This window comes from Undibacterium sp. GW821-FHT07F11 (assembly GCF_059418665.1).
Window position 1 is genome coordinate 304,287 of the sequence record NZ_JBWKQH010000003.1, and the last position, 24,131, is coordinate 328,417.

Below are 24,131 nucleotides of genomic sequence, written 5' to 3' on the forward strand. Positions count from 1 at the left end.
ATTTACTCAAATGATGGTGGCAATTCACCCGGCTTGATGGCCCACTTTTTATTGGCTTGCTTGCCAAGTTTAAAATCCAGGTTCAGCTTGCCGTCCAAAGCAGTTTCATCGAGCCATGATTTCGTCAATGATTTGCCGTTCAATGTCAGGCTTTGCACGTATTTAAATTGCATGCCAGTCTGATCTGCATTGATGGTCAGCAGCCCTTGTTTTCGTTGAACCACGATCTTCTTGAAAGTTGGACTGGCAATCAGTAATTCCGCCCGGCCCGGGTATTGTGGATACAAGCCCATCGCTGCCCATACATACCATGCAGACATCTGACCCAGATCATCGTTGCCAGGTATGCCATCCGGGCGATTGTGCCAAAGCTGCCCTAGTACTTCGCGTACCACTTCCTGGGTTTTCCAGGGTTGTGAGGCATAAGAGTATAGCCAGGCTGCGCCTATGGAGGGTTCATTATCCATTTCTGAATGATGTGGACCAGAGACAGTCAGCGTCCATGCGCCTTGCTCATTCTTGAAAAATTTATCCAGTCGCTGCGTGGATTTTTCAACACCGCCCAAAGTCCTGATCAAGCCGTCAGCATTGAATGGCACCATCCAAAGATACTGTGCACCACTACCCTCTACCATACCCTCGTCTGAGGCCGGGTCAAACGCTGTGACAAACTGACCATCCTGTTTGCGTTCCTGCAGATAGCCAGTGGCGGGATTGAAGTGATTTTTCCAGTTTTGTGCGCGTGCCAGGAATTCTTTCTTGGCAGTCTGATCCCCCAATTTTTCAGCGAATGAGGCCAGCGCAAAGTCGGCACTTGCATATTCCAGTGCATCAGATACCATGCCCCAGCCTGGCGCTGATTGTGGCATGTAGCCATACTTTATCCACTGATCCAGACCGGGTCTTTGCCCTACACACATGACAGGACAACCATCCTTGGATAAATCCAGCCTGGTTGGGGTGCGCGCCGCTTTAGCGAGTGAAGTGAAAGCCGTAGCCACATCAAAATCACGCGCACCAAATGCGTACATGCTGGCAACCGAGGCAGTAGCAGGATCACCGTTCATGACGCCAGTGGCACCATTGTTATGCGTCCAACGGTCCCACACGCCATTGTTTTGCTGAGCCTGGTTCAATAAAGACTGTGCTATGTCACTGGCGATTTTTGGCTCGATCAAGGCTATCAACTGCACTTGTGAACGATAAATATCCCAGCCTGAAAAATTGGCATATTGCGCCAATTGGGGAGCCGTTACTTTATGCGTCTTTTGATCAAAACCTGCATATTCACCATTTACATCGCTAAAGAGATTCGGATGCAATAAGGAGTGGTACAAGGCAGTATAGAAAATCGTGCGCTGATCTTTGTCGCCACCTGTCACATCAATTTTAGCCAATTGCTGATTCCATGCCTTGCGGTTATCTTTTACAACCGCCTCCAGAGATTTTTCTGCAGATATTTCTGCATTCAGATTTTCTGTAGCGTTTGCTACGCTGACATAGGAAATACCAATCCGTGCTTCAACATTTCTGGCATTACCAAAATCTATCCAGGCACCTGAGCCTTTGTTGAGTTGCGGAAAACCTTTATCATCCAACTCGGTCGCACCTTCTGCCGCTATACCATTGGGAATGATTTTCTCGTTTTGCCAAGTTGCGGTTGCGGCAAATTTTTGATTAAAGCGGGCTACAAAATGAACCGTGTAATAAGGCCGGCGCGTCACAGGATGCAGATATCCACAAAAATTGCCGCTGCTGACCGAACCGCTGACGGTATTAGTCTCAGTATCAATTTTCAAATTAGCCGCAAAACTGCCTAACTGTGAATCTGAATTGCGTATCAAAATCGCTGCCTTACCCTGTGATGGATAAGCAAAGCGTGCGATGCCTGCACGCAGGCTGGCACTTAATTCAGTTTGTACTCCATTTTCCATGCGTACTTTGTAATAACCAGCTTGTACTGTTTCATTTAAATGGGAATAGCGGCTGGCATAATGCTCATCCTTGCTGTCTAGCGAAGGCGAGGTGCTCAGCTCTTTCGTGACTGGCATAAAAGGTATATCACCGCTGGCACCACGGCAACCTGTGCCTGACAAATGCGTCAGGCTGAAGCCTCGTATTTTCCTGGCCTCGTACAAGTATCCACCTGGAGCTGCCGCCTTGTTTTTTTCGCCTTTGCTGGTCTCGGGACTGAAACTGAACATCCCAAAAGGCATGACTGTCCCTGGAAAAGTGTTGCCCAGGTTTGTTGTGCCTATCATTGGATTGACTTCAGCTACAAGATCAGTCCCAGCCTTTGCATGCGATTGGGAGGTGCAAAATACAGCAATCGAAGCAAACGAAATTATCGAACGGCGCATGTTTTTTCCAGAAATGATATTAAGGTGAAGGCTTAATCTGACGACAGGTTTTGTTAAACCGCTTGAACACCATTGCCCCTTACAACCAATTGCACTTCAAGAATTGGCTCCAGTTTTTCTCATTGCAGAACGCGCGAGGGTAGCACTGAGCCCCCTAAGCGTTTGTTTCCAGTTCTTATCAAGTACGAGTGCACACGTCACTGCGGTCAAGCCAGTCTGGTTTTTCAATGTGCGCGAGACTGTTTTCACTGAAAAGCCTGCGGCCTCGGTTAAAGTACGCATGGATATGCCCACCACATAAAAAAGCAAAACAAAGTCGTCGTGAATTGCTAAACAAAATCAGAAAATTGCTGTAAAAACGATATTTGATGGTAACTTTGTCTGGAAAAGCCGGTCAATCAATGTCAGGCCTCATGTTTTAGTTTAGTTTGATTACTAAACAAATTAATGGGTTTCAACAACAATTTATTGAGAGGGCCGAATTGAATAATGTCTGATCAATGCTACGTGTGCCCCAGTGAATTGAGACACATGGTACTGTGCGGTGCCATAGATAATTCCCCAAGACCCCGCACGTAAATTGAAATGCTCTGTTTTTATCAATAAACACTGACCTGATAATTTTTATTGTAGAAGTGACCGGAACCAGACTTCACTTCCGTTCCGGCCTCTACCATCATTACATAGTAGGTACTCTTAAATACGTCCGCCCTCCTCCGTGCTGCTTCTGCAAAAAAATATTTCAGGTTTTTGTTGAAGTACCTGGCATTAACACGTTTTCGGAATTGCATGACGGGCCAGCTATTGCCATTGGAAGTCATGGTCGCTTGCCAGACATCCCATGTTTCTCCATCCAGTACGAAACTGGTAGCGTCTTTAACGCCCCAACCTGATGTCTGCGAGTTGGCTGAGGAGTCGGGAATGACCATGATTTCTCCTTTGAGATAACTCATGTTCCAGATATTGGACGAATGAAAAAAGACGTCAATGGCATGGTTATAGGTACCTGTAATATTGCCCGTGCCATCGTAACCGGCCGTGGTAAAGTTCCATAGCACATCGACGTTTTTTGTATTGCTGCCGAACAGGTAAGGCAAACCAGAGGTTGCAGGGTTGTTTTGGCTATTGCTGGCACCCCGGCGTATGCTTGGGTAAGATTTAACACTGCTGGTATCACCACCAAACCCCGTCCATTTATAACCAGCCCCATCCATCGTCGTGGTTGAATTGGTAAAGATGGTTTCAGACCAACTGCTTCCCGCACCACTGACGCCCCACAGGTTTGTGGACAAATCATACTGACCAACATAAATATGCTTGTTACTTGCGTCCGCAGGGCTGGCAGATGCGGAAGCTGCTTGTGCCTGATTGCACATCAACAGTCCGAATACCAATCCCGCCGCGATCGTCTTGACTTTGCCTGTATTGAAGTTTTGCATCTTAATCATTTTGTCTCCATTATTTGATAGTTTTTTAATTTGATAAACAAGGTCTCTCGTGGTGAGTGCAAATATGGAGGACCTCGGGCACGGATGGTGCCAAAGCGTCGTTGATTGACCTGGAATTGAGGCATAAGTCCTTATCGGCCTTTACGCATCCAGAGGACTGAGGTAGGCAATACCTCGTCTCTATCTTCTGCATCGGGTATACGCCCTCCTGTCTTGCGATGAACCAGTGCCTGTGAGGACAATGCTATCCGACCAAATTTGATTTGCTGTTCAATCAAAAAATAGTCACTTTTGATGTCAAGCATGGGGGCTTTGGCTGGCAGTTCTTCTTCCAGGCGTAAGGAAATTTCAGTTCGATCACGTAAAGCTTGTCGTTGCCGCCCCATCATCAGTGTTGCAGCTTTTTGTTGTGATATTCCAGTAATGGCGGACAGCAGAACTAGCGGTGCTGTATTGACGTTCAGAGAAGTGGGTTCGGGCAAGAGCACCACAAACTCCCTGATGGCAGCTAGTATTTGTGGCGTATATCCAGGGATTGTGATCAAGTCATCGATGTGAATGAAGGCAAACTGCTGCTTATCCGGCCAGATATTTATCTCTGGTGATGGTCCGTCAGCACCCGGTAATAGCGATTGGGTGCGTGCGATGGCAATTGCTGTTTGCTCAGCCAGATCGGGATCCATCTTGAGTGCCGTCAGCAAACGGCGGTAACTATTGACGTGTCTGTCATTAATCTGGCGACCCGTTGCGAGATTGGTCAAGTTATAACGCGACTGAGCATCCACAATCCTTACAGTTAAAGTAGCGTCGCTGTTTTCGCCAAAGCCAGTCAACTCCTCCAGCCTGATGGCAGGGACAGGTTTGGCCCAGACCCCAACCAGGCTGGTCACATTGCCATTCTCCATGGCATCCAGACGCAAAATCTGGCGTGTGTCGTCAATTGACTCTCTAAGCGCCACATTTGCCTGATGATGCTGCAACTGGTTTTCAACTGCCCGTGACTGAACTTGTTGTGGCCAGAACAAGCTGCTTACTATCGTCACTGCAAGCGCTGTCAGCAGCAAGGATAGAATAATGGCAACCCCACGTTGAGGCAGCAATTGCCGCGGCGCAGCCCATATGCTTTGACAAACCCGGCTTTGCATTTTTTTATGAGCGCTCATGCCTGACATTCATCCCCCGCCTCTGAAATTTTCTTTATTTTCAAGGACATGCATTAAATAGCCGATTGGTACCGCTACCATTTATATAAAATGGTAGCGGTACCCAATAAAGATGTCAACTCTTTTTTGGCTTTGAACGTGAGGGCTTTTGGTGCATGCGTCATCACTGGCCTGTTCTACTATGCGGTACTCCCGAAACGGTAACGCTTCTCCTGCATGCAGAAGATTTTATTTGGTAGCCAAAGAGCTGGGATGGTCTTTAACTGGGGCCAAAGGCAAGAACGACGGGGCATTAAGACGCACTAATACCCATGGCATCCATCCGCGCCGTAAACCGATATCAGGATACGATCATCCTAGGTGGCATTATTTCGATGGCAGTTTTGACGGCCTCAACCTGCGGACCAGACAGGGAAAAATTGTTTTACATAGAGATATTGATCGTCTACCCCGTTCGCACCTGTGAAAGTCACCTGACAGTATGTCAAGTTGATGTTGCCACGACCTGACGGTATCAGTATCACAGGTCATACAACGCGCTGATAAAATGATGGCGTGCATCTGCATAGCTTAAAATTGCGCTTCATCGAAAAACGATCTACGACCAATAACACAATTGGCAAATTACGACAGACCATCTATGCACTCAGACACATTTTCTCATTTGCTATCGCAGTACATGCGCCGCATCCGTGCCAGCGCAGCTGGGGTTGCGGCAGAAATTGGCCTGAGCCGGGAATCAGTCAACAACTGGAGAAATGGAACGTCGCTTCCCAGTCCAAGATCACGTGACAGTCTGCACGCTTGCGCACGTTACCTTCGGTTGACAGAAACTGAAACCAATCTTTTTTTTATTACTGCTGGTCTTGAATCGGAATTTCCTCTGCAAAGTGAATTGGAAAGTGAAACACCGTTTGCCGGATTCATGGATCAACTGTTTGTGCGGCTGGCTCAGTCTACTCCCTACCCCATCACTTTACTGCTATCACAGGCCCACTGGGGACAACCGCCATTCCGGGAAAAATTGCTTGCCCGTGCGCGCGCTCAATACGGTGAAAAAGCTACGCTGCATATACAACCACCCTATAGCATCAGTGCGGATAGCAGCGAGTATTTTGCTGCGATTGGGCGCCAATGTGGTTTTACGGATGTTAGTACAGACTATGAATTTGAAGCAGCTCTTGAACAAAGATTGAATGCTGGTGAGCGGGTATTTTGCCTGGTCAGCCGGTTTGAGCAAGGTACACCGGCCTTGCGTGAGGCATTGGCAGGCATCCTGCGCAGCCTGAGTGAAATGCATGGTGGCCGCCTGCATCTTTTACTATGTGGAGGCGAAACACTGGCTGACCTGAAATACCGCAGCGGCGATCTGTCTTTGCTCAATATTGCACAAGTCAGCCATTGGCCTGATGCCAGTAATGAAGATTTGCATATTCTCATCAAACAACGCTGGCCAGAGCATGTCATTGCACCATCCAGGCTAGCGGAATTGACATCCTTGTGTGGCGGTCACCCTGCACTGTTTGAGGAGGGCATGCAATGGCTGATCGACAATCCTGACGTTAAAGAAAATGATCTTTCGACCTTACGGATTTATCTGACGCACAGTTCCCGCCTGTGGCAGACCTTTTTGCCGTTGACGCAAAATCCCACATCGCTGACACGCTTGCACACACTATTAGCCTCTGATGACTTGGGGCGAGCCCGCCCCTATCTTCAGGACGAGGATTTACGCCGTCTGTTTTGGGGGAACCTGATCCACGTTCGCGGCAGTGGTGATCAGGCACGTCTTTACTGGCGCTGCGACATTATTCGCGAAGCTGGCCTGATGGTACTGGAATAATGCTGGAAAAAATTTTACAGCTTTTGTCAGGAAAAATGCCACGTACCGTATTCATCATTGTACTGACATTGTTTATTGCAAGTGCTCTTCTCACACCAAAACTGAATCCATTGACACGTGGCGGTATTCTTGCAGCAGAAAATATCGGTTCAGTCTGGAGTGATGTAATCCAATGGCGTGTCGCCTTATCGGAGGCGCACAGCACCAGCGACGACTGGCCAAAAGATATTCAGCAATATGCCCCACAAACGACAAACTCACATCTCAATGTCACATCACCACGGCCTTATATATTGCAGGTGGATATTGCCAGGCATGGTGAGTTGGGGTCATTGTCAGGTACTCAGCTGATTTTTGAACTAAATCCTTCAAGCCATACCTGGCAATGCAGGACTGGCACTCCACCAGTACCAGCCAGATTTTTACCTATGAATTGTGATGGCATCACTTCTGCAGAAGTGAATTTCAGTGCACTCAGAATGTTGCTACTGATTTGTGCATGCATATTTGCAGTGGTCGCTATTCTTTTATTGCTGCGCCACCCCTTGCTGGGGCCGACCCAACTTCGTCCAGACAAATTACGTCGCACACCCTATCCCGCCTTACCCAAACTGGATCGTCTGTTGCGGCTTGTTGGCAGACGGCAATCCACATTGCAAGCAGCAGGTATATCAACTGTGGCCTGGCAGCGCGCCGTCAATTACGTCAACGATGGTGCAGATAAACAGCAGGCATACCTCGCTGCACGTTTATCGGCACAAAGCAAAGCCAGCAAAGACTGGACGCTTCCTGGTGAAGTCTTTGAATGGCAATTCACCAGCAACCTACCTGTTTCACTGGATAGATGCCTGGTTTTCGTTCCCTATGTTGATGCTAGCGAGGACCTTCTTATACCCGCTCTGATGACCGCACAAACTGGGTCAGATGTGATGTTAATACTCATAGGATCAGATACAGAAGCTCAGCAAGCATCGTTGCAAGCGTACTGCGATGATAAAGCCAATATGTTCGTCATGATAGATAGCGCCAGCCAGACAGAATGTCTGCTCAGCAGGCAACCGGCTACAGTATTGTTGCGCCTGCTAGCGGCACAATTGCGTGTCACGCGCATTTCGCCCTATCAGACCAGGGGAGCCATTACCAGTGCAGGTGCTTTTTTTGGGCGTGAACAATTACTTGCCCGTGTCATAGGTCGTGAGCCATCCAATTATCTGGTTGTTGGTGGTCGCCAGTTGGGTAAAAGCAGTTTATTAAAAGCGGTTCAACGTAGCCTTCAAGGGCATCCACACATAGTCTGCCATTATATTTCCTTGCGCGATCATCGCCTGGCACCGCGCATGGCATTGCAGTTTGGACTTGATGCAACGACTCCGATCGAAGTTATCATTTCTCACCTTGAAAACAATTTTCTTGGAAAACGACTGTTCTTGTTAATTGATGAGGCTGATCTTTTTTTTCGTGATGAGTCCACTAATAATTATCCGCAATTGTCTGCCCTGCGAGCCTTGAGTGACGAAGGCCGCTGCTGGTTCATGCTAGCCGGCTTTTGGGATCTGTATGCAACCGCTGTACTCGATTACCAGTCACCATTGCGTAATTTTGGTGAAGTATTGACGATAGGTGGACTAGAACAACAGGCTTGCAAAGACTTGGTTACAGTACCTTTATCACGTCTGCGTTTCGGTTTCACCAGCAATCAACTGGTGGATCAATTGGTGGAGGCCAGCGGTCAAAGAGCAAACTTGCTTGCAATCCTGTGTCAGGAATGTCTTGAAGTCTTGCAGCCAGGTGAACGTGCCATAGAACCCCGTCATGTCGCGCAAGCCCTGTCTTCACAAGCTGTGCAGGACGCTTTGGCTGGTTGGGGGCGGCTAAGTCATGATGAAGCTTCCTGTCGCCTTGATCGCATCATTGTTTATCACACTGCGCTTAAGGAGAAAACCAGTTTATCAGCACTTTCAACACTCTTTGCCAGTAGTGGCTTGAACATTGAACCTGAAACCATGCGCCATGCACTCTCCCGTCTACAATTAGCCTATGTAGTCAAGCGTGATGGTTCAGAGTTCGTGTTTGCCGTTCCTTTACTGACAAAACAATTTGAGCAAAGTGAGCTCATGCTTTTACTTGATCAGGAGTTGAAGTCAATGAATACTGCAAATTTGTGACAGCCCCAAATTCAAAGGAGATCATCAGTGTCTGAATATATTTCCATCCTGCAAACCTACATGAAAGCCTTGGGTGATGCTGACTATGGCACCATCAAAAACTTGTTCACGGAAGACGGCAAAAGTTTTTTCACCATTCCTCGGTGAAATGGCAGCGAGCCCTTTCTTTGACAGGCTGGCTGAAGCATCCAGCCGCAATGTCATCACTCCTATCGACATTTTTGTCAGCACCACAAAGAAACATCATGCGACAGCCTATTTTCAATATGACTGGACGGTTCGTGACGGGACTTTAATTACATTCAAAGTCATGGACTTGTTTACTTTTGACGCAGATAGCAACAAAGTCAAGTATCTGGATTTAATCTATGACACGCATCCTATCCGTTCTACTGCTGGTAATAAATACGAGCTTTAATGTCATCAGTAAAGAAAAAGCCCTGCAATTGATATTTGCAGGGCTTTTTTACTTTGAGGCAGTCTGCTCTATTACTCTGCACCCATTTCCTTCAACAGGCGGTCAGCTTTATCCACATGCTTCATCTGCCACAGCATATAACGCAGATCAACTTGTATGGAACGGGAATTCGCCTTATTGTAGTCCCAGTCAGAAATAATGGAATCCAATGTGCCATCAAATGCCAGACCGATGAATTCACCTTTGGCATTCAATGCTGCGGAACCCGAATTGCCCCCTGTGATATCGAGTGTCGCCAGATAGTTCACGGGAACTGTTTTTAATTGTGGATCAACATATTTGCCGAAGTCTTTGGCCTTGATTGCTGCCAATTGTGCAGCCGGTGCGTTGAATTCGCCAGTACCTGTTGCTTTTGGCGGGATACCATTTACTGTAGTGAAGGCATTCCATGCCAGGCCATCAGCAGTACCATGGTCACGGCCAGTAACTTTGCCGAAGGTAACGCGCAAGGTGCTGTTTGCGTCAGGATATACCGCCTGCCCTTTGCTCTTCATGTAGGCGATTTTTGCCTTCATATAGTTGCCATAGGCTTGCTGTATTTTACCCATTAATTCTTCATCTTCAGCTTCACGCTTCAAGCCACCTTCGTACATCGCCACCGCTGCTTTGACAAAACTGTCATTGCTGGCTTTAAAATCTTCTGGCTTTGCGGTCAACCATGCGCTGCGTGCTGTCTTGTCACCCAGTTTGCTACCGGCATACAAAGTGTCCAGCAGGGACTTTAGATCGGCTTCAGACATACCATCCTTAATGCCCAATGCGGCATCAAAATTGGCGCTACGGTCAGCCTTGGCTTGTGCAGCATATTTACTCAAGTTGTACAAGACCAAAGCCTTGTCGACTTTTTCATCATAATTGCGTTCGATTGCATCGACTGTCGCCTTGAAGCGCGGCACATCACGTACCTGATAACCAGCTTTACGTTCTGCATCTGCCTTGGTCGATTCATTCGACAGGCGGTACAAAGCTCGTGCCGTAGTCAGGAAGCGTGGGTAAGAACTACCCAGATAAAAGTCGCGCTTGCCCAGAGTATCGCGCTCTGCAATCAGTTTTTCTACCTGCTCAATATCACCGGCAAATTCTTTGGCGCGTGCAGGATTGCTGTTGATCCATGCTTTCAGATCATCATGCTCTTTGGTTTTGCGTGCAAGGATGTCGCTGCCAGCATAACTGTCCAGCATGCCCTGACGGTTTTTGTAGTAGTTGTTGATGCCTGCAACCTGACCAGCATATTTAAGTTTGGCATCCGGATTGCTATTGGTTTCTTTAGCGATGATGGCCAGCATATCGCCTGAGCTTTTCACAAATGTTGGATAGTTCCAGTCAAATGTGTAGGCTACTTCTGATGGCAGGCGGTGACGATTGGTGCGGCCTGGATAGCCCAACACCATGATGAAATCGCCATCTTTCAAATTATCTTTGGCCAGCTTCAGGAAATGTTTAGGTACGTAAGGCACATTGTCTTTGCTGTAGTCGGCAGATTTGCCGTCTTTGCTGACATAGGCACGGTAAAAACCATAGTCACCAGTGTGACGTGGCCACATCCAGTTATCGGTATCGCCACCAAACTTGCCCACACCTTCAGGAGGAGCATGCACCAGGCGTACGTCTTTGATTTCCAGTTGTTTGATAAGGTAATACTCAAGGCCGCCATAGTAAGGATAAACGTTGCAGCGATGACCAGCATCTTTTTCGCATTCTGCGATGATGGCTTTTGAATTTTTTTCTATGGCATCAACACGGGCTTTGCCATTCAGCTTGGCAGTGTTTTTGTCGATGATCTTGCTGCTGACATTATTGACTTCTTTGGTCACGAAAATGCGTGAACCGGGAGATGCCGGCAATTCTTCTTCCAGGCTGTTCGCCAGAAAACCATTGGCCAGCAAGTTACGCTCTGGTTTGGAATTATGAGCAACACTGTTGTAGACGCAATGATGATTGGTCGCAACCAGACCTTGTGGTGATACGAAAGAGGCTGAGCAACCACCCAGGCTGACGATGGCACCCATAGGGAACTCCGTCAATTTGGTCAGTGTTGCCGGGTCCAGTTTCAAGCCGTCTGCCTTCAGTTGCCTGGCGACTTGCGGTAGTTGTTGCGGCATCCACATGCCTTCATCTGCGCTAGCTATCTGGCATAGGCTCATGACCGCCAGCGTGGTAAGTGTTTTTTTCATCATATTGTTATAAAAAGATGTGAAAATATAGAATAGTTATTCCCTCATGACGCCTCTGGAGTAAGCCTGAGGCGCGGACAGTTTAGTCCTAAAAACCTTGGGAAAGTTCACTATTTTGTGCGAACTAGTGCCAATTGCGTGAATTTCGCCAGGCAAGGACTCAAAAAGAGGCATATTGCCCTCACAAATTGACCTGCCCTGTTACTTTTCGTGGAAGTTTGCTGTGCTTGTCTGCAGTCAAAATTGCAAGATGCAATTTGAATATGCATTTATTTTATGCGGACGCAATATGATGAAGAGGATGTGGAATTTACGATAGGCCGGTTTAATGCACTTGCAAAGTCAAAGAATTTTTCTCAGTGCCTCGCGAAGTTCCGACAGTTTTGGGGGTTTGCTCAGCACACAATCCACATGTGAAGGCGAATCTCCATCATCAACCAGGCGCTGGCCCCAGCCAGTCAACATGATGATCGGGGTCAAGGGTGACACTTGCTTGATTGAACTGGCCAGCTTGCGGCCATCTATATATGGCATGCCAAGATCCGTGATGACGACAGCGAAAGGATCACCTTTTCCATGAGCGTCATTAAATGCATTGATACCAGCCTGCCCGCCATCAGCCGAGAGTACGCTGTGACCATCAATTTCCAGTATGTCACGCAATGACTTTAAAACCATGGGATCATCATCAACGACCAGAATACGTCTGTGCGTGGGCACGGCTTCAGGCGCGGGGGTTCTGGCAATCGGACTAACTGCCGTAGGCACCAGGAAACTCATGCGCATGGTGGTGCCTTTACCAATCTCCGTCAGAATGTCGATATGGGCACTATGCCGTTCTATCATGCCATACACCATGGCCAGACCCAGCCCTGTCCCCCGCTCACCTTTGGTAGTGAAGAACGGTTCCAGGCAACGGCGCCTGGTATCGTCAGACATACCTACACCAGAATCGCAGACATCAATATGTACTTGTTTCAAGATGACTTCTTTTGTTGACTCCAGCAGGTCTTGTTCGACGCTGGTACGCAAAGTAAGTACACCGCCATCGGGCATGGCATCAACCGCATTGAAAATTAAATTGGTCAGTGCTTCCCTGATTTCGCCATGCACACCCATGATGTCTGGCAAATCAGTGGCGAGCTCAGTGTGTACACTGATTACGATGCCACGTTGCTGTGGCATATCACTCCACCTGGCGCGGGTAAGATCGATGACTTGTTGTACCAGACTATTCACATCGACAGGTGACAAAGCTAGTTGTGGCGCACGTTGACGATAAAATTCCCGCATTCTGGCAACGGTGGCGGCAACATCATCTATCGCACGTGAAATGACCTCAAGATAATTTCTACCTTTAACACTCAGATTTTTTTCTGTTTCCAATAAGGATTCTGTGTACAGCGCTACTGGAGAAATTGCATTATTGATGTCATGTGCTATGCCACTTGCCATCTGCCCCAAGGCACGCAAACGTTCTTGCTGCATGATGGACTGCTGGGTCTGGCGCAAATCATCATAAGCTTGCTGTAATGCAGTATAGAGCTGGGCCTGATTGGCAGCCAGGGCCACATGCTCGCTCAATTGCCTTAAAAATTCACATTCACCACTATTAAAGCTGTGGGCCTCGCGCTTGGCGACGACCAACACGCCAAACACCGTACTTTCTGCTCTTAATGGTGCCATCACCACGGCACTAAGACCGCCTGCAGCCAGTCTTTGCGGAAAAGGAAAGTTGACTTTGCTGATGTCTGCTTCATAGACCAACTGACCACGCACACAACGCGATAAGCCATTTTCATCAATAGAGACCTGGGTATTTTGGGTCATGGACAATTTTTGTGCCAAAGACTCGCTGTGCAAGCCAACGCTGGTCACCTGCAGCTGATTTTTTGCCTGATCATAAAGACAAACACAACTGAAATCGACAGGAAGATGATCTTCCAGACTGCGGATAACGACTTGAAAAATACTACGTAAATCCTGACGCTCACCGATGGAACGTGTGATTTGATGCAACAGATTCAAACGTGCAAGCTGCGCCTGGGCCTTTTTCTCGATTTGCTGACGTTCTATGATCTCGGCTTGCAAGGCTTCGTTGATATCAACCAGCGCATCACGTGAAACGGTGGTCAGTTTGAGTTTTTCAGTCATGCCATCAAAGGCGCGGGCCAGGTCCCCTATTTCATCCTGAGCATCAAATCGCAGGGAAAAATCCAGGTTGCCGGCACCAACGATAGCTGTTCCTTCGCGCAATTTTTCCAAGGGTCGGCTGACACTGCGCAGCGTGATATAGATAGTGACTGTCACAACCAATACAACAATGCCGCCAAACAGAATGACAGCATTAAATGCCCTTTGCTGAGCATTCAAGGCACCGATACGGCTTTGTTCAGACAAACTCAAGGCATCCGAAATCATGGCCTGCGTTTTATTGGTGATCTGCCCCAACAGTCGTGACTCTAATTCTTCGAGTATCTCGGCTTTGTCTCTCTCTTTCATCAATTCACGGTGATTACTCACCAGTAGAGCAAATAATTGCGCTATATTTTCATTGCCACTTCGCAATTCAGAGATTGTATCTTTGTCAGCGAACTCAGTAAACTCTTCGGCCCCGGCCAGGCGTTTGGAGAAAGAATTGCTACGCAATTGCCACTGCGCCCTAGTACGCTCATCATGACGTAAAGCATATTCCAGCGTCAGATAGCGCAATGAAGTTACCGCCTGCAATAATTCGCCAGCAGCCTCATTTTTGGCTATTTCCCGCTTCATTTGTAATGTGGTGGACAATAAAATGACCACGATCATCGCCACGATGGCTAAAGATATTAATTCCGCAAATTTCAGACGAGTTGAAATTTTCACGTTGGAATCTCAATGTATGATGGTCACTGCCGATGGCTTGACTTTTTCCATGCCGTCCAGGTAAATATAGTCAAGGTAATTGGGTACTTCAGTTTTATTGGTCAACTTGTTTTTAATTGCCCATCTGGCCTGGTCTTCCAATGCCAGCAATAATCCCTGATCAAGTCCAATTTCAAAACGATATGTCGCCCAGGCAGCCCTCTGCTCTTTGGTATTGGTTTTTTTACCTGCCTCGTGCAGTACGCGGGCAGCATCAGGCATCTCATTACAGTAATTGCTGCCCTGATCCAATGCACGCAACACCTTGTTGATCGTTTCTGGTTCGGCAGAAATATAACTGCGCATACCAACTACGTTGTAAAGACTTTCATATACATCTTTACCATAAAAAACCACGCCATTATCCCCAAGCCGCGTCATCATGGTATTCAAAAATGGCTCCCAGGACGCTACGGCATCAACCTCGCCGCGCTCTATCGCATCGGCAAATTCTTCCGGTTTGTAGTTAATCATGGTCACATCTTTGACCGACAGTTTCTGGCGGTTCAAAAAAGCGCTGAGCGTGAAATGACTGGAGCTGCTAAGCGTCACACCGACACGCTTACCTTTAAGATCTGCAGGCTGAAGTATGCCGCGGTCTTTGCGACCGACAATGCCATGATCTTTATCGGTTTTAAATATGGTGGCAATTGCTGCTACCGGCCTTTGATCAAGGCCAGCAAACATGACGGGAATATCGGCTACTGTTCCCAAATGGGCCTGCCCTTGTACTACCGCCTCCATCGCGGCTTTGCCACTCGAATGCGATTGGATGAGTACAACAATCCCTTCTTTGGCGAAATATCCTTTTTCTCTGGCTGCGGTGATAGAACAGGTACCTACATACTCTGTATTTGTCGCAATAATGACTTGTTCCAGTGGAGCTCTGGAAACAGGTGCACGAATTAGCCAGACATAGATCAAACTCAAAAACAGGACGATGAAAAGCAGGCAGGCAAGCCAGATGAGAATTGACTTGTAAGAAAATTGCCTGAGCTTTATACCTGTCATGCCGATTTCCTCTTCCCAGTATCCCAATACACGCTTTTGCATGGCAACAACAGTAAAAACTTTGGCGAATGCTTCAGAACTTACATAAGGCAGATCCAAAACAACTCAATCATCCAACGTTAATTCTCATCATGCAAGTATGAAACATTGTTTTTTATTCTAGTTCCTCGAGTAAATTTAAGCAAGCAATTGCGGTTTTATTATCGAGGTCTTCCTCCTCATGCCACGCTGAAACAGACACTGCAATTAACTTGAATTGACGCAATACTGAAAAAAGCGTCCGCATCTGCGCATGCGATGGACCTTGTTTCACATGGTATTTAAGTGCAGGCAATTCACCCCTGTCATCGATCACGTCTGTATCAAAATGTAGATAGATATTCTCATGTGGAGACAGATGTTTACTTATTTCATCGATTTTACAGGTGAGGATTTTTGAACTTTCCAGCGATTCTTTCTCTCCTGGATCCAAATCACGCGCATCGGACAGTATGATTCGCTCTTCCGGGTAAGCCTTGATGCCGACTTCATTTAAAAAAGCACCGATGGCATCACGCTCATTTTTGCGCCTGTCACGCCTACCGACCAGCATGGCCAAAGGCATACCCCCCAGATATTTGGTCAGCGTGGTTTCCCACGTGTGAAAATCGCCATGCGCATCCAGCCACAAGATGCGGTCAGGTTGCTTGCCTGCTTTTTGTAAGCCGGTCACCACAGCCAATGTAGAAAAACAATCGCCGGCGATACAAACAGGCCTGTCACCGTGTTCAATAATTTGCTGAACCTTGTCGGCAAGACTTGCGTAAATTTGTCCCATCCTGCGCAATTTTTCATTCGCATCAGCAATTGATGTTTCTTTGAATTCAGGGATATTCACTATCTCCCAAGGGTGTGCGCTGACATCGTTGACACGCCCAAGGCCATCCCTTCTTTGTCCCGTTAAAAACGGTATGAGCAAATGCTTGTTCATAGCCAAGTTTGAGGATCCATTTGATAAGATAAAGCATCCATCATCATTTGCACATCCTTTCTTTTCCCCATGCGCAGCAAACTGTTCTCCCGTTTGTGCCAGCGTCTGATTTTAGGCGCCTCTGTCGCCATCGTTACTGGAAAAACTGGCAAACTCCCCATTTCCTGCAAACCTAAATAGGAGGTAATTTTCTTTATGATTTCGACAGGATCTGATAAAAATTCTTCAAATGAAACGGGCAGAGATGTCACCTGACTGTCGATGATGGCCTGGTGCGCAGATAGCCACTGGTTCAGACACACATCTTCCAGGTCGGCATTGATATATTCCTTCCAGTTAGGCGGCAAGTCAAATTTCCACCAGCGTTTGCCAAAACTCACAATATCTGAATACCCCTTGATCGACAAACTCATGCCTATACGTTCAACGTCACGTGAAAAGAAAGCGACTGGTGATAACCAGCCATCCATCAGGCCATTGACTGATTGTGCATAGCCCCTGGTCAGATGCAGATATTTGATTTGGGCATTTGGAAATAATTGCTCATACAAGCCTATTCTATAAACATCAGGCGGCGTCTTGAAGAGCAACATCTTGTCTTCAACATCTTCAGGTCTTAATTGCCGCCGGTGATGGCGGGGAATGACGAAAGGTGGCTCCTCCAGCTTAAACGACTCATTAAAACAATGACTTGCGGCAGGATTTTTTTTTCCATCGTAATAATCCAGTCGCCAGGTTTCACTATTAAACACGCGCGACAGGATCAGGTCTTGCAGCATTGCCTCGCCATGGATTTTCTTTTCTTGCGCCACATGAAAGACTGCATCCAGATCGTGTGTGAGCTGAAGGTAAGCCCGGTCATCCGTAAATAAAACAGGAAACTGTAAAAGCAGGCGTTTTTTCCATCTGCTTTTTAGTAGAGAAAAATCAGTATTGCCCTCGACAGGCAAAGTCATGTCATCAAAAATATTGTCCAGCAAGGCCTCTTGATTGTCCAAAACTTTCAGAGCATCACTATCTGCATTAAAGGAAAAACCATTTCTTGTCAGCGCAAGAAATGGTTCCATTTCACCATCAAGTGAAGCTATATCGGGGTGGGACGACAGTACGCTTTTGAGCAGGCTGGAGCCCGACCTGGGCGAAGTCAGAATTACAGCCACATTTTTGACACGCAAGGCAAGCTCAGTATGGGCTACCTGGCGCAAATTATTGACGGCGTCTATGACGTCCATCACTACACCGATTTCTTTGCACGCCTCATTACAAAGGCATAGAATTTTTTTGTCTCTGCCTTGTCTGCGGCCGCGCTTGCCAGAGTCCTGACTGAAAAACCAGCGGCTTTTGCCAATACCTTGATCTGGTCAATCGCACCAAAATTGGATTGGGCGAAATAGATACGGCCTTCAGGCTTCAAATGTTTGCCAACGTCCGCAAAAAATTGCGTATTTGTCTTGAAATCAGTATCCCATTGTGAGCTGGCAACCACGTCATGCGCTGGTTTGTCACGAAATGGCAGATTGGCTGTAATCACATCAAACTGCTCATCCTTAAGAGCCTGAAAGAGATTGGATTTTTTGACTTTCATGATCTTGTCAAAGCCATGCAGTTTGGCATTGTGTTTCGCGCTTTTTATAGCTGCAGGATTAATGTCAACTGCCGTGACTTTGCTTGCACCGCCGTAGCAAGCAAAAATAGCGATGACCCCTGAACCTGTACCTACATCCAATACACTTTCACCGGGTTTTATCTTAAAACTCTTAACTAGCGGTTGACTGTCTGTGAATGGCCAAAAAGTTTCTGGGAAAACTAAAAATTCCTTCCCCAGATATTTCACCACTTTCCCTTCGGGATTGATGGACTTAAATGCCTTTTGCCTGTTTTTTTGCCACCGATCTATGTGAGCAAGGCTATTTGCTGATGTCTGTTCCATGACCATCCTTTCAGATATAAAAACACTAGGGGAAAGTGTTCATCAGCATGATGAAGCTGATGCTTTAAATCGGTTTTTTACTTGCGGCAAACTCCAGAGCAAGGTCTACGGCCAATGCAAATTGCTCAATGTCGATAGGCTTGGTGATATAAGAGAAAAAACCAGCTGCCTTTCCATTTTCAAGATCTGCAGGCATTGCATTCGCAGTAACCGCAATGACTGGAATATGGGCAGTCCTGGGATCACTTAGCAAATATCTTCTGGTTTCAATACCATCTATACCGGGTAAATTAATATCCATCAAAATGACATCTGGCAAATGCAGTCGCGCTTGCTCTATTCCTAGCAAACCATCGGTTGCAGTCAACAAAACCAGGTCAGAACGCAGACGTATCAATTCAGCCACCAACCTTAAATTGGTGGGGTTATCTTCGACATACAGCAGGTATTTCTGTGTACTTGATTTTTCGCCAGGTGCAACTTCGTAGACCATTGCTTTGGTGTCTGGCTGCTGGTACTGGATACCTGCAACAGTTCCGGGAAATTTGACCCAAAACGTGCTGCCAACACCAACCTGACTATTGATCCCTATACTGCCCTCCATGGCTTCAACCAGGTTTTTGACCAATGACAGACCTATACCAGTCCCCTCTTCATTAAACACCTCTCGCCCCAGGCGGTTAAAAGGTTGGAAAATGGTTTCCAATTGAACCGAGCTCAAGCCCACTCCGGTATCAATCACCTGAATACAGATATGACTATCATCCGCCACATGTGCGGCAACACTGACGGTGCCGCTTTGCCGGTTATATTTGATGGCGTTCGACAACAGATTAATCAACACTTGTTTAAGTCGAATCCGGTCTGCGCTGACATGCAAATTAGTATTTTCTGCAAAGCAGACATTGATTCCACGTTTTTGAGCCAGCGGATCAATCATTGTTTTGCATTCGGCAAATATCTCATCGAGAGTGATGGCCTCAATAGACAACTTCATTGCCCCGGATTCTACTTTTGCCAGATCGAGAATTTCGTTGATCAAAGTCAGCAAATGACTCCCGGCTTCTTCTATGTGTTTGGCAAATTCTTTTTTCTCATCAAGGCTGGTTTGCAAACTATCCGACGCCAGGATTTGGGCAAAACCAAGTATGGCATTCAGAGGTGTACGTAGCTCATGACTCATATTCGACAGAAAAGTCGATTTTGCCCGATTGGCAATTTCTGCCTGCATCCTGGCCTGATCCAGGTCTTGATTCAAGATCAACAGTTCAGCAGTGTGTTCGCGTAGTTGCAGTTCAAGTTTGGCATTCGCCATGCGTAACTGACGCGTCTCCATGGCGCGTACAAGTACCGGCAAGATGGCTGAAATTTTGAAGGGTTTGATGATGTAGTCGAGTGCACCGACTTTCATGGCCTTGACTGCTGATGTAATACTACCTTCACCTGTCATGACTATGCATGCCAGATCAGAGTCAATTTTGCGGGCTGATTCCACCATGGCAATGCCATCCAAACCTGGCATCATCAAATCTGTGAGCAATAAATCAAATGTATTGTTACGCAGATAATCGAGTGCTTCAATTCCATTTGCAAAACCGGTAGTTTCATAGTTGTGGTCGCGCAACAAATCACACAATGCCTGCAAATGTGCAGTTTCATCATCAACTATCAAAATGCGTGCTTGCATTTGGGATGCTGTCATCTGAACTCCTGACGTTAGCTAAATGCTCATCTATCGCTGACCCGGCAATATGCTATTTCTTGCTAGGAGATCATTGTCCTTGCAAAAACACAATGCCAACATGCTTCATGGTCTTATTACATAGCCTTGTAAGCATATTAGCATTTTTTAAAAAACAATAATAAGGAATAAGCAATGCAAGATTAAAAGACGAAAAGCAGATATATCGATCCAGGAGAATCGCTCACCAGTAGTCAGTACAGCTAGAGAGCCAGAGAATATATTAGAGAAGATGTTTGAGTTTTGCATGATCAACAAAACCAGACCGATGCAACATGATGATGGCTTCTTGTGTATTACCGCCGATGGCATCTTGTAGCGTATATTGATCGAGTGCTGTATAAAATACAGTCAGTGCCTGATCAAGTACTGATTTGAGCTGGCAATTGCCACGTAGCACACAAGGCGGAGTCGCACAGTCTATCAACGCATCCCCGCCTTCCAGTTCACGAATAATGGTGCCCAGGCGATAGGCTTTTACATCTTGCGCCAGTGCCATACCGCCACCTTTACCTCTGGTCGTGATGATCCAGTTTTTTTGCGCCAGAAAATGCACGACTTTGACGAGGTGATTGCGGGAAATAGCAAATTTAGTGGCAATTTCACTAATGGTCACTGGCTCTTGCCTGTCTTTGTGACTCAGATACATGAGCACGCGCAGGCCAAGATCGGTAAAGTGTGTTAATTGCATAAATGATTTTCTGATGTCCCTATAGCCTGCGCATGTTAATACAATTAATACAGAACTGCAGCAAGGCAATGCCATAGGCTCTTATTAATCCGAGCTATGGCATATTGACAAACTAATCAGTGCGCAAATCCACCGCTGCCAAAAGCTTCTTTATGGATGCGTGAGGATGCAATGCCCAGGTTTTGCAAACTGGTGATTTGTGCATGCATGAATGGACGCGGCCCGCAAACATAGTAATCAGCTTCAGGAAGTATGAAGTCATTCGCGACAGTTTCCAGATCCAGCCTGCCTTGCTGATCGTAATCTACAGACTGCCGGTCTTCTGCGCGCGGCGCTTCATAGTATGTCAGCGATTTGACTTGAGCATATTGCTCACTCAACGCACGCACTTGCTGTTTGAAGGCATGTACCCCACCATGGCGACAAGCATGCACGAAACGAATTTTGCGTGTCGTGTTTTGTTTGAGTAAATGCTCAAGCATGGCCAACTTTGGTGTGACACCAACCCCTGCACTGATCAAGACTACAGGTGTATCCCGGTCTTCGTGCAAGATATAATCGCCCATGGGTGGTGCCACATCGAGTATTGAACCTTCGTGAAAATCTCTATGCAACACATTAGACACCAGGCCTGCAGGTTTTTCTGCCAGTTCAGCTTCTCGCTTAACTGAGATACGTAAATACTCCTGCCCTGGGGCGCATGACAGACTGTACTGACGTGGTTGCATCATACCCAGTTCAGGTACAAATACTTTGACAGAGATGTACTGGCCGGGTTTGTAATCAGGTACAGAACCACCATCTGCCGGTCGCAAATAGAACGATGTTATCTCTTCACTTTCAGTTTCTTTTTTACTGACAATAAAACTACGCCACCCTGTCCAGCCACCTGGCGTCATGGCTGCTTTTGTATAAATCGCTGCTTCTTGCGCAATCAATACATCTGCCAGTTGTCCATACGCAGCCGCCCAGGCTGCCATCAATTCATCACTGGCAGCGTCACCCATGACTTCTTTGATTGAAGCCAGTAAATGCATACCCACGATAGGATAATGCTCTGCCCTGATACCCACACTGACATGCTTATTTGCGATCAGTGTCAATACCGGCATCAATACCATAGGGTCATCTATGTGCTCTGCATAAGCCAATACTGCCATTGCCAAAGCTTGTTGCTGGGTACCAGATTGTTGGTTACCCTGATTGAAAATGGGTTTCAATTCTGGATTATGAGAAAACATGCGCGCATAAAAATGGCGTGTCAGTGTGACTCCATGTTCTTTCAATACCGGGACTGTAGCTTTTACTAGATTTCTCGTATTAATGTCTAACATATACACTTATTCAATAGATGCAATACAAATACATGTTTAAAGTCAAATGAAGCAACGAAGAGCTTTAAACAACCAGGGAATTCAACGACGATCCGCGCCATCATAATCCATTTAACATGTATTGTAAATACACCTTAATATTGGCAATATGAGATCATTAAAATATCAAATGAAATCCGGGATTTAAAAAAGGTATGAATCCACGTTAATACACATGGGATTCATACCCTGCGTCACTATAACAAGCGGCTATGCTTGGGCAATTTTGCTGAAAGATACTCCAGTTGATCAGCAATCACATTTCTTCCACTTAAAATGAAATGTTCGAAACGGCAAGGCGCATACGGCACATATATCAAAGGTTTGAAGTCGTGCACGAACTTGTTGCCTTTCGCATGATTACAATCTTTACAGGCAGTCACACAGTTTTCCCAAGCATCTTTTCCACCACGTGAGGTTGGCAAAATATGATCGCGTGACAGTTCCTGATAAGGGAAGGTCTCACCACAATATGCGCAGATATGCCTGTCCCTTGCATATAGCAGCCTGTTGCCATCACCCAAAGGAATTTGGTGACGGCTGTTCCTGGACATGCGTTCACTATTGCGTATGGAGATAATAGGTTTGATGAAAATCCTGGATTGTTCACCATCCTTGTTATAGCCACCGCGCAGCATGAAGACCTGATCACCAATATCCCATGCCACTTTTTTTGCGGCGTACTGAGTCGCAGCATCGTTCTGACTTATCCAGTCGTAAGGCACTCCAGCTATATCCAAAACCAATATTTGTTGCATACATCACCTGTTTGTATGGGATGTTTTTCCAATTTGGGAAGACGGACTGATAAAACTTGCTGCATAAACCACCAGCATGCCACCAATAAAACGACAATCTGCCCTTTCATTGTAGACACGAATTGCTGATGCTGTAAGGCATGATTGATTTAATTCGTATTACTAACCCCCATGCACGTCTAACGACGTTTTTTCCATGAATATTCAGGTCCGGCATCAGCAACACCTGCATGGCCAACTGAATCCGGGTTTTCACAAGACATGGTGATATGGCGAATTGCTGCGCCCTGACGCTGTTCCATACGCAAAGACTCAGTGAATCGCAAGGCATCAGCCATACATTCATTGGCAAACTCTTTTGAGCATGCCAGTTCTTGTCCATCAATATGAATGGACCAATAAATCATAAACATAATTTTCTATTTTTCTTGTTTTTATAAAATGACAAAGTACATACCGCAATCTGACGTGGATATTGGTCTCATCCCTGAGAAATATACCCATGTTTAAAGTATCGACTTCACCGCAAAATGAAGCGCGCCAGCATGTTAAAAATGACCTGGTCTCAAGTCACTTTTAACATGCAGCGAATATCTCAAGATATTCGCTGCATATCCCCTCCTCGCCATGTGTACAGAACGCATAGCAGAAGGATTTATCAATACATCTTCCCGAATTGTTAAAGAATCCCGTGTTATCCGGCGTTTTCCGGCACGACCGCCAAACGGCGGGTTTTACTACTGGGTTTCTAAAGCGCGTCTATCAAAACGCAAATTAAAAACCATAAAAGGCAAAAAGCCCGGAGCTTTACAGGCATCCGGGCTTTTCAGCTCTCATCAGGAAGCAGCTTCATCTGCCTTCCTGATTTCAAGGGTTAACACCCCGAATGTCCATCATGATGGTTCTGTGAAATACCAACTCCCAGCTGCCATCCTTACCGCTAAATTCTGTGGTGGCTTCGCAGGCTGTCAACTGTGCAGGAGCTGGCCTTGCAGCAAAGCCGACAACTACATCATGAACTCCACGTACTTCCATCCACTTGCCCAATAGCCGCCCAGCTCGCGCCGCAAGGCTTGAGATTGTTTGATACAGCGATTGATAAGTGTTTTGGGTATTCATAGA

The 24,131-nt window shown here is 46.6% G+C and carries 18 protein-coding genes; 3 read left to right on the top strand and 15 right to left on the bottom strand.

Annotated features, from left to right (window positions below; genetic code table 11):
- Positions 1-2: 2 nt before the first annotated feature.
- The 3 genes from AC07OI_RS08580 to gspK form a co-directional block, all read right to left on the bottom strand.
- A complete protein-coding gene (locus tag AC07OI_RS08580; RefSeq protein WP_495256920.1) occupies positions 3-2,360 on the bottom strand; it encodes a GH92 family glycosyl hydrolase in 2,358 nt (785 codons plus the stop codon).
- Between the two features lie 599 nt (positions 2,361-2,959).
- A complete protein-coding gene (locus AC07OI_RS08585) occupies positions 2,960-3,808 on the bottom strand; it encodes a glycoside hydrolase family 12 protein (RefSeq protein ID WP_495256921.1) in 849 nt (282 codons plus the stop codon).
- Between the two features lie 131 nt (positions 3,809-3,939).
- A complete protein-coding gene (gene gspK, locus AC07OI_RS08590; protein ID WP_495256922.1) occupies positions 3,940-4,971 on the bottom strand; it encodes a type II secretion system minor pseudopilin GspK in 1,032 nt (343 codons plus the stop codon).
- 925 nt (positions 4,972-5,896) lie between these two features.
- On the opposite strand from gspK, the gene AC07OI_RS08595 reads away from it, so the two are divergent.
- From AC07OI_RS08595 to AC07OI_RS08605, 3 genes are all read left to right on the top strand, one after another.
- On the top strand, positions 5,897-6,814 hold the full coding sequence (locus AC07OI_RS08595; RefSeq protein WP_495256923.1) for a hypothetical protein: 918 nt from the start codon (positions 5,897-5,899) through the stop codon (positions 6,812-6,814).
- 35 nt (positions 6,815-6,849) lie between these two features.
- Complete coding sequence (locus tag AC07OI_RS08600) at positions 6,850-8,979, top strand: ATP-binding protein (RefSeq protein WP_495256924.1); 2,130 nt, start codon at positions 6,850-6,852, stop codon at positions 8,977-8,979.
- A gap of 148 nt (positions 8,980-9,127) precedes the next feature.
- Positions 9,128-9,397, top strand: coding sequence for a hypothetical protein (locus tag AC07OI_RS08605; protein WP_495256925.1), 270 nt, complete (start codon positions 9,128-9,130; stop codon positions 9,395-9,397).
- Between the two features lie 71 nt (positions 9,398-9,468).
- Here the strand turns inward: AC07OI_RS08605 and AC07OI_RS08610 are convergent, their stop codons facing one another.
- From AC07OI_RS08610 to AC07OI_RS08665, 12 genes are all read right to left on the bottom strand, one after another.
- Positions 9,469-11,631 carry a S46 family peptidase gene (locus AC07OI_RS08610; protein ID WP_492704404.1) on the bottom strand — a complete coding sequence of 721 codons (2,163 nt, stop codon included), beginning with the start codon at positions 11,629-11,631 and terminating at the stop codon, positions 9,469-9,471.
- 342 nt (positions 11,632-11,973) lie between these two features.
- Positions 11,974-14,496 (bottom strand): response regulator, encoded by a 2,523-nt coding sequence (locus AC07OI_RS08615; RefSeq protein ID WP_495256926.1) that lies wholly within the window; start codon positions 14,494-14,496, stop codon positions 11,974-11,976.
- Between the two features lie 9 nt (positions 14,497-14,505).
- Positions 14,506-15,546: an ABC transporter substrate-binding protein gene (locus AC07OI_RS08620; protein WP_492704406.1), complete on the bottom strand. Its 1,041-nt coding sequence runs from the start codon at positions 15,544-15,546 to the stop codon at positions 14,506-14,508.
- A gap of 154 nt (positions 15,547-15,700) precedes the next feature.
- Positions 15,701-16,516, bottom strand: coding sequence for an arginase family protein (locus tag AC07OI_RS08625; protein WP_495256927.1), 816 nt, complete (start codon positions 16,514-16,516; stop codon positions 15,701-15,703).
- Entirely contained in the window at positions 16,513-17,691 is a 1,179-nt protein-coding gene (locus AC07OI_RS08630) for a sulfotransferase (RefSeq protein WP_495256928.1), read from the bottom strand. Before AC07OI_RS08630 ends, AC07OI_RS08625 begins: the two co-directional genes overlap by 4 nt.
- 59 nt (positions 17,692-17,750) lie before the next feature.
- Positions 17,751-18,452: a methyltransferase gene (locus AC07OI_RS08635; RefSeq protein WP_495256929.1), complete on the bottom strand. Its 702-nt coding sequence runs from the start codon at positions 18,450-18,452 to the stop codon at positions 17,751-17,753.
- 58 nt (positions 18,453-18,510) lie between these two features.
- Complete coding sequence (locus AC07OI_RS08640) at positions 18,511-20,148, bottom strand: response regulator (RefSeq protein WP_492704410.1); 1,638 nt, start codon at positions 20,146-20,148, stop codon at positions 18,511-18,513.
- A gap of 262 nt (positions 20,149-20,410) precedes the next feature.
- Positions 20,411-20,878, bottom strand: coding sequence for an RrF2 family transcriptional regulator (locus AC07OI_RS08645; RefSeq protein WP_492704411.1), 468 nt, complete (start codon positions 20,876-20,878; stop codon positions 20,411-20,413).
- 116 nt (positions 20,879-20,994) lie between these two features.
- Positions 20,995-22,212 (bottom strand): NO-inducible flavohemoprotein, encoded by a 1,218-nt coding sequence (gene hmpA, locus AC07OI_RS08650; RefSeq protein WP_492704412.1) that lies wholly within the window; start codon positions 22,210-22,212, stop codon positions 20,995-20,997.
- A gap of 236 nt (positions 22,213-22,448) precedes the next feature.
- Positions 22,449-23,009 (bottom strand): HNH endonuclease, encoded by a 561-nt coding sequence (locus AC07OI_RS08655; protein ID WP_492704413.1) that lies wholly within the window; start codon positions 23,007-23,009, stop codon positions 22,449-22,451.
- 179 nt (positions 23,010-23,188) lie between these two features.
- Positions 23,189-23,416, bottom strand: a complete 228-nt coding sequence (locus AC07OI_RS08660; protein WP_495256930.1) for a hypothetical protein — start codon at positions 23,414-23,416, stop codon at positions 23,189-23,191.
- 460 nt (positions 23,417-23,876) lie between these two features.
- Positions 23,877-24,128, bottom strand: a complete 252-nt coding sequence (locus tag AC07OI_RS08665) for a hypothetical protein (protein ID WP_492704415.1) — start codon at positions 24,126-24,128, stop codon at positions 23,877-23,879.
- Positions 24,129-24,131: the final 3 nt, after the last annotated feature.

Coding starts and splice junctions, on each gene's coding strand:
- AC07OI_RS08600 (WP_495256924.1), top strand. CDS start 6,850: ATGCCACGTACCGTATTCATCATTGTACTGACATTGTTTATTGCAAGT.
- hmpA (WP_492704412.1), bottom strand. CDS start 22,212: ATGTTAGACATTAATACGAGAAATCTAGTAAAAGCTACAGTCCCGGTA.
- AC07OI_RS08655 (WP_492704413.1), bottom strand. CDS start 23,009: ATGCAACAAATATTGGTTTTGGATATAGCTGGAGTGCCTTACGACTGG.
- gspK (WP_495256922.1), bottom strand. CDS start 4,971: ATGAGCGCTCATAAAAAAATGCAAAGCCGGGTTTGTCAAAGCATATGG.
- AC07OI_RS08620 (WP_492704406.1), bottom strand. CDS start 15,546: ATGACAGGTATAAAGCTCAGGCAATTTTCTTACAAGTCAATTCTCATC.
- AC07OI_RS08640 (WP_492704410.1), bottom strand. CDS start 20,148: ATGACAGCATCCCAAATGCAAGCACGCATTTTGATAGTTGATGATGAA.
- AC07OI_RS08645 (WP_492704411.1), bottom strand. CDS start 20,878: ATGCAATTAACACACTTTACCGATCTTGGCCTGCGCGTGCTCATGTAT.
- AC07OI_RS08580 (WP_495256920.1), bottom strand. CDS start 2,360: ATGCGCCGTTCGATAATTTCGTTTGCTTCGATTGCTGTATTTTGCACC.
- AC07OI_RS08595 (WP_495256923.1), top strand. CDS start 5,897: ATGGATCAACTGTTTGTGCGGCTGGCTCAGTCTACTCCCTACCCCATC.
- AC07OI_RS08635 (WP_495256929.1), bottom strand. CDS start 18,452: ATGGTCATGGAACAGACATCAGCAAATAGCCTTGCTCACATAGATCGG.
- AC07OI_RS08585 (WP_495256921.1), bottom strand. CDS start 3,808: ATGATTAAGATGCAAAACTTCAATACAGGCAAAGTCAAGACGATCGCG.
- AC07OI_RS08665 (WP_492704415.1), bottom strand. CDS start 24,128: ATGAATACCCAAAACACTTATCAATCGCTGTATCAAACAATCTCAAGC.
- AC07OI_RS08660 (WP_495256930.1), bottom strand. CDS start 23,416: ATGATTTATTGGTCCATTCATATTGATGGACAAGAACTGGCATGCTCA.
- AC07OI_RS08605 (WP_495256925.1), top strand. CDS start 9,128: ATGGCAGCGAGCCCTTTCTTTGACAGGCTGGCTGAAGCATCCAGCCGC.
- AC07OI_RS08625 (WP_495256927.1), bottom strand. CDS start 16,516: ATGAACAAGCATTTGCTCATACCGTTTTTAACGGGACAAAGAAGGGAT.
- AC07OI_RS08610 (WP_492704404.1), bottom strand. CDS start 11,631: ATGAAAAAAACACTTACCACGCTGGCGGTCATGAGCCTATGCCAGATA.